Origin of the sequence: Schaalia cardiffensis F0333, from assembly GCF_005886435.1 — a bacterium.
GTDB lineage: Bacteria > Actinomycetota > Actinomycetes > Actinomycetales > Actinomycetaceae > Pauljensenia > Pauljensenia cardiffensis.
On the sequence record NZ_CP040505.1, the window covers coordinates 1,294,625 to 1,308,164 of the forward strand.

At 61.0% G+C, this 13,540-nt stretch carries 8 protein-coding genes; 5 read left to right on the top strand and 3 right to left on the bottom strand.

The window, feature by feature from the left end; translation table 11 throughout:
* Nucleotides 1–85: 85 nt before the first annotated feature.
* The 5 genes from glgX to FFA61_RS05425 all read left to right on the top strand — a co-directional run bounded on the left by glgX (nt 86) and on the right by FFA61_RS05425 (nt 10,094).
* A complete protein-coding gene (gene glgX, locus FFA61_RS05405) occupies nt 86–2,377 on the top strand; it encodes a glycogen debranching protein GlgX (protein WP_005964286.1) in 2,292 nt (763 codons plus the stop codon).
* 179 nt (nt 2,378–2,556) lie between these two features.
* Nucleotides 2,557–3,657, top strand: a complete 1,101-nt coding sequence (gene trpS, locus FFA61_RS05410; RefSeq protein WP_005964289.1) for a tryptophan--tRNA ligase — start codon at nt 2,557–2,559, stop codon at nt 3,655–3,657.
* A 300-nt stretch (nt 3,658–3,957) separates the two neighbouring features.
* Entirely contained in the window at nt 3,958–6,006 is a 2,049-nt protein-coding gene (locus tag FFA61_RS05415; RefSeq protein ID WP_005964290.1) for a maltotransferase domain-containing protein, read from the top strand.
* Between the two features lie 198 nt (nt 6,007–6,204).
* Nucleotides 6,205–8,400 (top strand): 1,4-alpha-glucan branching protein GlgB, encoded by a 2,196-nt coding sequence (gene glgB / locus FFA61_RS05420; RefSeq protein WP_005964293.1) that lies wholly within the window; start codon nt 6,205–6,207, stop codon nt 8,398–8,400.
* A gap of 251 nt (nt 8,401–8,651) precedes the next feature.
* Nucleotides 8,652–10,094 (top strand): phosphotransferase, encoded by a 1,443-nt coding sequence (locus tag FFA61_RS05425; RefSeq protein WP_040314160.1) that lies wholly within the window; start codon nt 8,652–8,654, stop codon nt 10,092–10,094.
* Nucleotides 10,095–10,150: 56 nt separating this feature from the next.
* Here FFA61_RS05425 and FFA61_RS05430 read toward each other — a convergent pair whose 3' ends face one another.
* From FFA61_RS05430 to FFA61_RS05440, 3 genes are read right to left on the bottom strand one after another with little or no spacing between them, the layout of a single operon-like run.
* Nucleotides 10,151–11,011 carry a tetratricopeptide repeat protein gene (locus FFA61_RS05430; RefSeq protein WP_005964299.1) on the bottom strand — a complete coding sequence of 287 codons (861 nt, stop codon included), beginning with the start codon at nt 11,009–11,011 and terminating at the stop codon, nt 10,151–10,153.
* A gap of 39 nt (nt 11,012–11,050) precedes the next feature.
* On the bottom strand, nt 11,051–12,055 hold the full coding sequence (locus FFA61_RS05435; RefSeq protein WP_005964301.1) for a hypothetical protein: 1,005 nt from the start codon (nt 12,053–12,055) through the stop codon (nt 11,051–11,053).
* Complete coding sequence (locus tag FFA61_RS05440; protein ID WP_005964304.1) at nt 12,052–13,464, bottom strand: hypothetical protein; 1,413 nt, start codon at nt 13,462–13,464, stop codon at nt 12,052–12,054. Before FFA61_RS05440 ends, FFA61_RS05435 begins: the two co-directional genes overlap by 4 nt.
* Nucleotides 13,465–13,540: the final 76 nt, after the last annotated feature.

Here is a 13,540-nt window from a genome sequence, read left to right on the forward strand (position 1 = left end):
GAGGGGCGCAGCCTTCGCATCTCGCCAAGATTCGAGGAAATCGCAGGCTGAGAGCGCCTGATGAGGAGCATGAGGAGAAGCAACGATGACTCGCGGTCATTCACACGGCCATCATTCCACCGTGGTGCAGGTGAGCGACCCGAATCCGGTTCCCGGTCGTTTGGGCGTCACCCGCCGCGGCAATGGTCTCGATGTCGCCGTCGTCGCAAGGGCCGCCACCACAGTGGAGTTCTGCGTCATCGAACCCGAAGGCTCAGAAACCCGCTATCGTCTACTCCCCTCGAATGAGGGCATCTGGCACGGGCACATCGAGGGCCGCGGAACGGGAACACGCTACGGTTTCCGCGTTCATGGTCCCTGGGACCCGGACTCGGGGCTCTTCCACAATCCGGCGAAGCTTCTTCTCGACCCTTACGCGAGAGGGCTCGAGGGCACCGTCGACATGGTGCCTGCGGTGTACGCGCATATGGTGGACGAGGACCTGTATCCCACTCATCACCCTTTCAAACGCTCCCCTCTTGATTCGCGCGGTCATGTCCCCTACTCGGTCGTTGTCGATAATCGTTTCGCGGTCGCACCCAAACCCCGTGTTCCTTGGGAGAAGACGATCCTTTACGAGATCCACGTCAAGGGGTTCACGAAGAATATGCCCGGCATCCCGCCGGAGCTTCAGGGGACCTACGCGGGCCTCGCTCATCCCGTGTGCGTGGCCTATCTCAAAGAACTTGGTATCACCTCGATTGAACTCCTACCGATTCATGCGAAATGTGAAGAGCCTTTCCTCTCCGAGCGAGGGCTGACGAACTATTGGGGCTATTCGACTCTGTCCTTCTTCGCTCCCGAGGCCTCCTACGCGACTCGCGCCGCGCAGATCAATGGCGCGCAGGCGGTTGTCGACGAGTTCCGCGGCATGGTGTCGATCCTCCATCAGGCCGGTATCGAGGTCATCCTCGATGTCGTCTACAACCACACCTGCGAGGGCGGGGACGGCGGGCCCTCCCTGTGCTGGCGCGGTTTGGATTCCGATCTGTACTACCGCCATACCAACACTCACCCCGTTCAAAACATTGACGACACGGGCTGCGGGAACACGATGAACGTCGACAAGCCGAGGACGATCGCGATGGTCCTCGACTCTTTGCGCTACTGGACGACCTCGATGGGCGTTGACGGCTTCCGCTTCGACTTGGCGGCGACCTTGGGGCGTTTCTCGACGGGCTTCAGCCCGATGCATCCTCTGCTCGTCGGAATGGCGACGGACCCGGAGATTTCGACCTCGAAACTCATCGCCGAACCCTGGGACATCGGGCCGGGGGGCTGGCAGACGGGAAATTTCCCGGCCCCCTTCTCCGAGTGGAACGATCACTACCGCGGCGTACTGCGCAGCTTTTGGCTTTCCGATGTTCAAGCCCTGGTCGAGGGACGCAGGGCCTCGGGTCCGAATAACCTGGCGACCCGGCTCGCAGGTTCGCGCGACGTGTACGACCATGGTGTCGGCGTCGGCCGTGGACCTCGCGCCTCGATCAACTTCGTGACGGCCCATGACGGTTTCACTCTCGCGGATCTCACCGCGTACAACGCGAAGCACAATTGGGCGAATCTCGAAGGCAACCGGGACGGTTCGGATGATAATCGTTCGTGGAACCACGGCATCGAAGGTCCGGTGACATCCCGCGAGAGGGCGACCATCGCTGGCGCCTCTTCGGAGGCCGAAGACGGACGGGCGCTTACTTTCCGTCGCCGCAGGCGCACGCAGCGCAATCTACTCACGACTCTCCTCTTGTCCTCGGGGACTCCGATGCTGGTGGGCGGAGACGAGTTCGCCCGCACCCAAAATGGCAATAACAACGCGTATTGTCAGGACTCGCCGATCTCCTGGGTGGATTGGGAACTCACTGCTGAGCAGATCGATCAAAAAGAGTGGACGAAGTGGCTGATCGCCCTTCGCCTGGCGCATCCGGTTTTGCGTCCCAGTATTTTCGCGACGGGAATGCCCTTCCCCGGTGACACGATTCCCGACCTGTCCTGGTACACGGCTTCGGGTGCACCCATGCCCTCTGAAGGATGGTCGAAGGAGGAGAACCGGGTTTTCCAGATGCTGCGCTCAGGCGCGAGCTGGCACGACCGTGATGCTCTGCTGATCGTGAATGGGACTTTGGAAGCCGCCGAGGTCACGCCCCCTGAGGGCCACGGTTTCGACTGGCTCCTCACGGTGGACACCGCTTGGCCTAACCTTGATGAGGCTTTGCCAAAGGGAATCAAGGCCGCAGAGTTGAGCCTCGATTTGAAGCAGGTCGCCAGTGGAGAGGCTTTCGAAGTCGCCCCTGCCTCTGTGCGCCTGCTCATGTCCGATGTGAGCTATTCGCCTCGGCGTTGACTCCCCGCTGAGACACGCCCTTTTTCTTCGGCCCTGGGCATTGTCTTGCCTCTTCTGTTTTTCTCCCCTCCCCCGATCTTGAGGACAAGAGGCAGCGCCCCTTGACGCTCGAAGCTGCTCGCCTTTGCCCTCCCCACCTTGAGGATGGGAAGTGTTTGTGCTCGCGATAAGATCTGCCCATGACGACCAGTGAAGACGCACTCGCAAACTCCACGTCTGACGCCTCGCTCGCGCGTTCAAAAGAACGCTCAGCCCAAATTGATCTCGCGATCGATGAAGATCCTTCACGTTTCAGGATCCTCACGGGCGACCGTCCGACTGGACACCTGCACCTCGGCCATTACTTCGGTACTTTGCGCAATAGGGTTCTCCTGCAGGACCGGGGCGTCGAAACCTGGGTCCTCATTGCCGACTACCAGGTGATCACCGACCGTGATGGCGTCGGCCCGATCCGTGAGCGCGTGCTCAGCCTCATCGCCGACTACCTTGCTGCGGGTATCGACCCGAAGCATTCAACGATCTTCAACCACTCCGCCGTCCCCGCGCTTAATCAGCTCATGCTGCCTTTCCTCTCCCTCGTGACGGAGTCGGAACTGCACCGCAATCCGACGGTGAAGTCCGAGCTTGAGGCGAGTGATGGTCGGGCCATGTCGGGCCTCATGCTCACCTACCCGGTCCATCAGGCTGCCGACATCTTGTTCTGCAAGGCGAATCTCGTGCCCGTGGGTCAAGACCAGCTGCCCCACCTTGAGCAGGCGCGCCTCATCGCTCAGCGCTTCGACAAGCGCTATGGCCGGGCAACCCCTGAGCGCCCGGTCTTCCCACGCCCCGAGGCACTCTTGTCTGAGGTTCCCCTCCTTTTGGGCACGGATGGCCTCAAGATGTCGAAGTCTCGCGGGAACACTATCGAACTCGGTATGAGTGCCGATGAGACAGCGAAAATGTTGAAGAAGGCGAAGACTGACGCGGAACGCATGATCACTTACGATCCGAAGAATCGCCCTGAGGTTTCGAATCTGCTCATGCTCGCCTCCCTGGCGAGCGGCCAAGATCCTCTTGTCATCGCAGATTCAATCGGCGATCGGGGGGCCGGTGCTTTGAAAGCCCTCGTCACCGAGTTCCTCAACGAGATGCTCGCCCCTATACGGGCCCGCCGCGCCGAACTCATCGCGAACGAGGACTACCTGCTGGAGATCCTCCATGAGGGCAATGAGCGCGCGAATGCCCAAGCTGATGAGACTCTCCTCGAGGTTCGCCAAGCCATGCAGATGAACTACTGACTCTCTTCGTTTCAGGAGGAGAAAGACTGCTCGTCAGTGAGGGTGTTCTTGGCGGTGTGAGGACACCCTCACCATGGTTTTCCCAAAGCTTGTTCAGCTTCGCTAGTTCTTGCCGGAAAGTCGAAGGCCTTTCCTCCTCGCGTCTACGCATGCCCCCAACTCCGATACACGGGCCGAGATCGGGGCGTTTTCCTCCTCATGCTTGCGTATGCCCCCTGAGCGTTTCGGGCGTGGAATCTGAGCTGGAGGCAATTGCCCATGAAGGGCACGAAGGAACACTCTCTTCGCTAACCTGGTGACGTGAGTGACAATCTTTTGCCCCGTATCCCCGTTACCGAGCTCTTCCCCGTCGTCGAGGGCGGCTGTATTCCAGCCAAGGCGACCGAGAACGAGCCCTTCCCCATCCGGGCCACCGTCTTTCGTGAGGGCCACGACGCCTACGCCGCTGAAGCAGTGCTCATCGACCCGAAAGGCAAGGAGCACTCTCGTGCTCCTATGAGCGACATCGCTCCAGGACTCGACCGCTACGAAGCCTGGGTGATGCCCGATCGACCGGGGGACTGGGGCTTTCGGGTAGACTCCTGGTCCGACCCTTATGCGACCTGGCGTCACGACGCGGCCATCAAAGTGGATGCGGGGGTCGACGTTGATCTCATGCTCGAAGAGGGTGCTCGTCTCTTCGAACGCGCCATCACCGGAACTGCAATTCTCAATCCAACCCAAGAGCCCCTCTCACCTGAGGAAACGGCTGTCTTGGAAGACGCAGCTGCTCATCTTCGAGATTCTTCCCGCTCACCCCAGCAGCGCTTATCCGCAGGCTTGTCCTCCCGCGTGCGCGCGGTGTTCCGCGCTCACCCTGTGCGCGACCTCATCGGCTCTTCACGCACCTATCCTCTTCAAGTCGCCCGCTCCCGAGCACTCAGCGGCGCCTGGTACGAGATCTTCCCCCGTTCGGCCGGCGCCTTCCAGCGCCCCGACGGCACCTGGGTCTCCGGCACTTTGAAGACCGCCGCCACTGAGCTCGAACGCATCGCCGATATGGGCTTCGACGTCGTCTACCTGACTCCGATCCACCCGATCGGCGTGACAAACCGCAAGGGGAAAAACAACACCCTCGTCGCACTCGAAGGCGACCCCGGTTCCCCCTATGGCATCGGCGCCGAAGCCGGAGGACACGACGCGATCCACCCCGAGCTCGGAGATTTCAATGACTTCGACGCTTTCGTCGATCGTGCCCGCTCCCTGGGCATGGAAGTCGCCCTCGACTTGGCGCTCCAGTGCTCACCGGATCATCCCTGGGTGAAGTCCCACCCCGAGTGGTTCACAACCCGCGCCGACGGATCCATCGCCTTTGCGGAGAACCCCCCGAAGAAGTACCAGGACATCTACCCCCTGAACTTCGACAACGACTACCCGGGAATCTACGCCGCGGTCCGAGAGGTCCTGGAGGTCTGGATCTCTCATGGCGTCACGATCTTCCGCGTCGACAACCCGCACACGAAGCCCGTGCGCTTCTGGCAAGAGATCATCGCCGATGTGAAGAGGACGCACCCGAACATCATCTTCTTGGCTGAGGCTTTCACCCGTCCTGCGATGATGCGCACCCTCGGCGCGGTCGGTTTCGACCAGTCCTACACGTATTTCGCGTGGCGCACAACGAAAGACGAGATCGAATCCTACTTGGACGAGCTCGCTCACGAGACCGCCCACGTCCTGCGACCGACTTTCTGGCCGACGACGCACGACATTCTCACCGCCCAGATGACGACAGGTGGAACGGCGATCTTCGCAATCCGCGCTTTGCTCGCCGCCCTCGGCTCGCCGAACTGGGGGATCTACTCGGGTTACGAGTTCATTGAGAACGTCCAGCGCCCCGGTTTCGAAGAGCAGAACGACAATGAGAAGTACGAGTTCCGCCCGAGGAAGTGGGAGGAGGCCGAATCGATCGGCATTACGAAGCTCTTCACCCTCCTCAACGCTGCGAGGGCGAAGCATCCGGCCTTGCGCCAGCTGCACTCCTTGAAGATCCATCCGACCTCGCACCCGGGGATCATATGCTTCTCCAAGCAAGTCCCCGCCCGTTTCACCGAGTCCGGACAGCCCGACACCGTCATCTGCGTCGTTTCTCTCGACCCGCATCAGGGCGTGTCGGGAACGGTTGAGATCGATGTGTCTTCCCTCGGAGTTGACGCGCCCGGCGGCCTGTTCAAGGTCGTGGATGAACTCGATGGTCGCACCTACACCTGGGGCGCGAACAATTGGGTGGACCTCTCCCCCGTTACGCGCCTGGGTCATGTCTTCTCGGTCGAACCAGCGACGGATTTCGATCCGTGGACGAGCGGACACTGAACGCCGCTGATTCCGCTTCATCCGAGCTCTCCACCGGCTTGGCCCCTGATTTTTCTGTCAGGGGCCAAGCCCCGTTTCTTTTCAGGGCTCTTCCTCTGCTCCGCACCGAGACGCACGATCGCTCTTTCAGTGATTCTTCTTGAAGATGATGTGTCGCGCCGCTCACACGAAGGAGCGTGACGTGCGACAATTAGTCCCATGGATACGGATATGACTCCCATCCCCGTTGACGACGGCGTCCTCGACGCGATCGGCTCCGGGTCTCATTACATGCCCCACTCCGTTCTCGGAGCTCACCTCGGCAATGGTTCCGTGACGGTTCGCACGGTTCACCACCTTGCCGATGCCGTCGACATCGTCACCGCTGACGAGTCATATCCGGCAACGCACGAACGCTGCGGCGTGTGGGTCGTGGTCCTCCCCCTTGAGGAGATCCCCGACTACCGCGTGCGCGTCACCTACGGCGATCAGATCACCCTCCTCGACGACCCTTACCACTATCTGCCGACCCTGGGCGAGATGGACACCTACCTCATTTCCGAGGGACGTCACGAGCAGCTCTGGAAGGTTCTCGGCGCCCACGTCAAGACCTTCCAAGGAACCATGGGCGAGGTCGAAGGCGTGGCCTTCGCCGTGTGGGCACCGAATGCTCGTGCTGTCCGCGTCGTCGGCGATTTCAATTTCTGGGATGGCAGTGCAACTGCGATGCGTTCCCTCGGCTCTTCTGGAGTCTGGGAGATCTTCATCCCCGGAGTGAAGGTCGGCGCCCGATACAAGTACGAGATCCAAGGACCCGGCGGCGACTGGTTCCAAAAGGCTGATCCGCTCGCACGCGCCACTGAGATTCCCCCGGCCACTGCCTCCGTCGTCACCGACTACTTCCATGAGTGGAGCGATGACGAGTGGATGGCCAAGCGCGCGCAAAGCTCCGTGCACACCGGCCCGATGTCGATCTACGAAATCCACGCGGGATCGTGGAAGCAGGGCCTGGGATACCGCGGACTCGCTGATGAACTCGTCCCCTACCTCAAGGAGATGGGCTTCACCCACGTCGAGTTCATGCCCCTCGCCGAGCACCCCTTCGGAGGATCCTGGGGCTACCAGGTCACTTCCTACTATGCGCCGACTTCGCGTTTCGGCACTCCCGACGACTTCCGCTACCTCGTTGATGAACTCCACAAGGCCGGGATCGGCGTCATCCTCGACTGGGTGCCCGCCCACTTCCCGAAGGATGATTGGGCGCTCGCCCGTTTCGACGGCACTCCCCTGTACGAGGACCCGGATCCCCTGCGCGGGGAGCACCCGGACTGGGGTACCTACGTTTTCAACTTCGGTCGACGCGAAGTCCGTAACTTCCTCGTCGCGAATGCCTTGTACTGGCTTGAGGACTTCCACATCGACGGGCTGCGCGTCGACGCCGTCGCCTCCATGCTCTACCTCGATTACTCGCGCAAGGACGGCCAATGGCGTCCGAACCAGTACGGAGGCCGCGAGAACCTGGAGGCGATCGAGTTCCTCCAGGAGGCGAATGCGACCGCCTACCTGCGTCACCCGGGCATCGTGATGATCGCCGAAGAGTCGACCGCATGGCCAGGAGTCACCGCACCGACCAGTGGTGGGGGCCTGGGTTTTGGCATGAAGTGGAACATGGGCTGGATGAACGACACCCTGCGCTACCTGTCCGAAGACCCGGTCAACCGGCGCTGGCACCACGGGGAACTCACCTTCTCCCTCGTGTACGCCTTCTCTGAGAACTATGTTCTGCCCCTCTCCCACGATGAGGTCGTGCACGGTAAAAGGACCCTCGTTGAGAAGATGCCGGGTGATGACTGGCAGCGTTTTGCAGGCCTTCGCGCCCTTTTCGCCTACCAGTGGTCGCATCCGGGCAAGCAGCTCGTTTTCATGGGCCAGGAGATCGCTCAGCGTCAGGAGTGGAACGAGTCCTACTCCCTCGACTGGTGGCTCACGGACTTCGAAGGACATGCGGGCGTGCAGCGTCTTGTCGCTGAACTCAACCGGATCTACACGAAGAACTCGGCGTTCTGGGATGACGATTACACCGGTTTCGAGTGGATTGACGCCTCCGATGGCGATCACAATCTCATCTCCTACCTGCGCAAGGGACAGAGGAGTGGTTCTGATCAGCCCGTTGTCGTGTGCGCCGCGAACTTCGCCGGAAACCCGCATGAGGGCTACCGGATCGGCCTGCCCTTCGGCGGCGAATGGACGGAGATCCTCAACACCGATGCAGAGGACTTCGGAGGCTCTGGAGTGACGAACCCGGGAACGATCATCGCCGAGCCGATCCCGTGGAACGGACGCCCCTACTCGGTCGAGTTGCGCATCCCACCCCTCGGTGTTCTCTGGCTCTCTCCCGCTGACGCGGCGAACTGATCTGTTCGACTCTCGTGGTGCCCCGGCCAATGGTCGGGGCACCGCCTCGTGCAGGCCGTGGATGAGATCGATGAAGCTGTGCGCTTGCGTACCGCTGTAATCCCTCCCGCATCCAGGATGCCCGAGCTCAGCCTCTTCTTATCTCTTCGACAACTCGTCGATTCACTCCCCCTTTCAGCCCCGATCACTTCCCCGTTCGCGCCTCGCTCTAGCCGCTACCGGAAACGCTTCCAATGAGGGATGATGGAGGAATGGTCCCCCTCAACTCAGCACACGAATGGCCCAGCGAATCCGAACTCCTCAGCCTCCTGCTCAAGTGGATGCCTGAACGTCGATGGTTCCCTTTGAAGGGAAACGCCGTTCCCACGCTCGAAGAGCTGTCAATCGCCGTCGAGGTTCAGCTCGCCTGGAATGTCAAAGACCTCCTGATCGCAGCCAAACGCCCCAATGAGGATGCGCCCGTTCTCATCCATGTTCCCCTCGTCCTGGCTGCCGCCGAGGACCTCGATTCTTTCGCCTCCCCGGGAGAGTCGGCGGGCACATGGGGTTTCGTCATCCCGGGTTCCTCCTCCGCCCTCGTCGATGGACCCCACCACCCCGACTTTTGGCGGGCCTGGGCCCACGCCGCCCTCGAAGCCGGAAGCGTCATGGGCGCAGGAGCAGAAGCAATCTCGTCTCGCGCAGATTCGGGCAGGGTCATGACCGGGGAACAGTCCAATACGAATGTCGTCATGCCCTCTCCCCATGACCGTTCAGACGGCTGTGATTCCGATATTGTCGTTAAGCTCTTCCGTGTTCTCGCTCCCGGACGTAACCCGGATGTTGAAGTCTCTGCGGCCCTTGCGGGCGAGGGCTGGGACCGTGTGCGTACCCCCGTCGCCTGGTCCACTCTCAGCTGGGAAGACCCCCTCACCCATCTTCCGGTCCTCTCCGATTCGGCGGTTGCCTGCGTCTTCATCCCGAAGGCCGACGATGGTTTCGAATTGTTCTGCGAGCTTGCACATACCGATGACGTGGATGGTCCCATTCGTGCTCGAGCGCGCGCTCTCGCCCGAGAATTGGGTGAAACGAGTGCTCAGATGCACGTGTACATTCAAAAGGCCCTCGGTACTGCCACGCCCTCTTCACCCCGTGAACTCGCAGCATCGCTTCGTTCTCGCGCCCGTTGGGCGATCGACGAGGTCGGAGAACTCGAGGCCCGAATCGAGGGCCTGAGACAGCGGGTCGAAGAGGTCCTTTCCAAGTTGGACACGCTTGATTGCCTGGAGCCCGCGAGCCGTATTCACGGCGATTATCACCTCGGGCAGGTCCTGCGTGAAAAGGAGGTTCCCGAAGGGGCTCAGGAGCGCTGGTTCGTCTTGGATTTCGAGGGCGAGCCTTTGCGTCCCCTCGCCGAGCGTTCAATGCCGGACCAGCCGATGCGCGATGTCGCCGGTATGCTCCGCTCCTTCGACTATGCCGCAGCCGTGGGGAAAGCAGCAGATCCCACGTGGCTTTCTCAAATGCGCCATTCCTTCCTCGAGGGCTACACCCAGGCCTCATCGCCGCTCAACGAGGAGCAGTCCCGAACCCGCGCAATCCTGCTGGAGGCTCTCGAACTCGATAAGGCCCTCTACGAGGCCGTCTACGAGGCGAGGAACCGTCCCGATTGGTTGGCGATCCCCCTGGAGGGGATCAGCGCCCTCCTCGGCTGAAGAAGAGGTGAAGGGGCTGCCCGAAAACGGGCAGCCCCTTCACAGAGGTCTGAAGCTCAGATCATCACGAGCATTGACAGGCGAGTGCGGGCCTTGAGCACCGCCGGGGTGTTGCCCGCGATACGGAAGAGGTCAAGGAGGCGCAGACGCGCCGCGTCCTTCACGTCCTCTTCGTCTTCGCCTCCAATGATGTCCAGCAGCAGATCGTAGGCCTGCTCCTCTTGCCCTGCTGAGAAAAGGGCGTCGGCTTTGGCGGCCGGGTCCTGCACAGGAGTATTCGCACTGCGCTCCAGGAGGCGCACGCGCGCCAGATGCGTCTTCGCCTTCGTGTCACGAGGATTGAGTTCGATCACGCGCTCCCATTGGGCGATCGCGCTCTTGAGATCTCCTGCGGTCTCCGCTGCAAGGGGGGCCTCGTGCTCAGGGGGGATCGGCTCGGCGATGTCCTCAGCGCTCAGCGCGACGCGGCCGGTGACACCCATCTGCGAGGCGGCCTCCAAGACCTGTTCGATAATCGGTTTGACCTGCTCCTTTTGCGCCGCCCCTTGGAAAAGGGGCAGAGGGCGCCCACCGATGAGCGCAACCGCCGTAGGAACGCCCTCGATCTGGAAAGCCTGGGCGATCGCGGGATTGGCGTCGATATCGATGGAGACGAACTGAAAGCGGCCCCCGAACTCTCGGGCAAGTCCTTCGAACACCTGGAGCGTCGGCTTGCTCTCAAGGGAACGGCCCGAATACATGGTGATAATGACCGGCAGGTTCTGCGAGGTCGCCATGATCGCCTGGAAGTTCTCTTCCGTTCCCGAAAGGACCAGAGGAATGTTCAGCCCCTCCCCCGCCCCGGGGGCCTCTTTCGTTGGAGCCTGCGATGGTGAAGCGGAAAGGTCGATCGCTCCATGAGAGTCGGCCGGGTTCATCTGCTCTGTCACTGTTCGAGCTTCTTTCCTTCAGATCTCTTAGTTGCCGTCTGGGTTGGAGGAATCATCCATGGTGACGGATTCGATCATTCGCTCAGCACCCACCACTCGGGCGACGCCGCCCTGTTTGGCGGAGGGGATATTGAGCAGGATGGTCGCCACATAGCTCACAACGGCGCTGCCCTTCACAGTGTCGTCATCCCCAGCGTTCATCGTCGCGGTCTGACCGCCCAGGCGCATTGTCGATCTGGCGATCGTTCGTGAATAGGTGAGCGTATAGGTGAAGTGAGCGGCGACCAGAGCAGAACCGTCCTGCAGGACTACTCCTGACACGGGCTCCTCGCTCGGCGTGGCAAGAGCCGAGATCGTTCCTGCCTTCTCGAGGCTCGAGGACAGGTTCTGCACGGTGTCAACGTATTGCGTGGTGAATTCGTCGGTTGCGAAAGAGGCATTCGAGACTTCGGAGGCGTTGAGCATATCGGTGTAGGCGCTCAGTGCCTCACCGGGAGTCATGACGAAACCCGTCGAATCATTGCTCACATACGCCGAGCCCTCATCGATCGAGGGGATCGTGACTGAGGTGCCCCCGAGCATTCGGCACCAGGCCGTGAGCGCATAATCAGAGCGGGCATCGTCTTGGACGAGAACCTCAATGAGTGGAAGCTCCGAAGGCGTGGCCTGTCGGATATTGAGAATCGCACGAGGCCATTGCTGCGAGTTCGTGATCGCAATGTGTTGCGGGCTCAGGTCCAGTGCAGGTACGGAGTCCCCTGAGGCCGTGGCGTAAGCGTACTGGGCGGCGCGCACGCGCTTGGCTCCTCCTCCCACGCGAGGCTCGAGGAGCGCAGAGTCGCGCGCACTATCGGCGGCGTCAATGGTTTCCTGCACGGAGGCCAAGACCTCTGCAATGCGTTCGGAGTCCAGGTTCGGCCCGGTTTCGGCCGATTGAGCCGGATCGGGGGCGACAAGCTCACCCGTAGAACAGGAGGTCAAAGCAATGACGGAGGCACAGGTAACGAGGAGGGACAAGAGGCGACGTTTCATCTTTCCTTCCCTTCTTCGCTCTTCTTGCGCCATGCAGGCATGAACGAGGTCCATTCGCTCTTCGTGGCGCGCCCGGCTAAATCATCCGCATCTCCGTCTTGGTCCCCTCCAGCGGATTGGGCATCGCCCGAGGAGAGGTGTTCATCTCGGGCTTCGGTGTTCTTTTTCCCTTCGATCACGGGGATGAGACCGGTGTCGAATTCACGCCCGTCAATGATGAGCGTGCCCTCACCCTTCTGACGCGCCTCACGAAGGGCCCGGCGACTCGGCAAGGTCATTCCAGGACGGATACTCGACAGATCAATGACACCCGTATCCGTCGACTCCCTCTCGGGAGGATCCTGATCGATGGGGCTGCCTGATCCGTGCCGCCCCACAACCCGGGTTTCTTCTTCAGGAGCTTCGTCCTCGCACGTTTCAACGGACGGTGAAGACTCTAGCTCCTCGGGGCCGGAAGAGACCTCAAGAGGATCCCTTTCCTCGCCAGCTGCGCGACTTTGAGCCTGCTCTTCTAAGAGCTCCTCGTGTTCTTGGCTGTCCGAGGGGGCTTCAGACTGCACCCCCTCGTCCTCGACATTCATTTCTTCTTGTGCAGGCTCAAGACTCTCAGTCGTGGCCTCGGCACCCGTGGCGATCTTCGAGCTGCGTCGCTGAGCGCGATTCAGATGGTGGAAACGGGAGAAAGCGGCAATCGCAGCGACGAGGACGAAAACGAGGGCTGCCAGCAGAGAAATGATCGCGAGCCAATTTGCGCGTTCGCTCGGCCAGGTCAGAGTCAGTTCGAGATCGCCTACTCCCCCTGCGGAAACGGCGAGAAGAGAACGAGATGCAGGGACCTCAGTCAAAGACAAAGCGGCTGTGCCATCATTCGTCGCGACTTGGAGCCACATATCCGAAGCGAGAAGCGCATCGAGGAGTTTCGAGGCTTCAGGATCGATGCGACCACCGGATTGAGCTGCGGATTGGGCTCCTGATTGAGCTGAGCTCTGAGATTGAGCCCCTGGCGTGCCCACTTGGGTGCCGGACTGAGCGTGTCTACCGGATTGGGCTCCTGACTGAGCGTCCCCCACAGCCGAACGATCCTCGGTTTTGAGAAGGGAACGATCTGAGCTGAGGCCGACAACCTCGGTATAGGGGTCATCGCCGATCCATCCGAGCACGTCACCTGGGGTGCCCAGTCCCAAAGCCACGGGGGCGCCCGATTTCGAAGTCGCTGTGACGGTGACATTTTTCGCCATGAGGCGCAAGACACCATCACGAGTCATCACAAGCGTGTGCTCAGGAACGACCGAAGAGGAAAACTCCTGGGCGGGCTTAAAGACCGTCAGCGCAAGAACACCGACGATCAGGAAAATGAGTGACAAAGCTGCGGCGATCACCGCCGCCGTGTACTGCTTGAGGCGCCCCACTCGATTCTCTCCTGTCGTAGAAGAACACTATCCGTCTCACAATAATGCGTATTGGGCCGCTACTGCTCATCAGCAG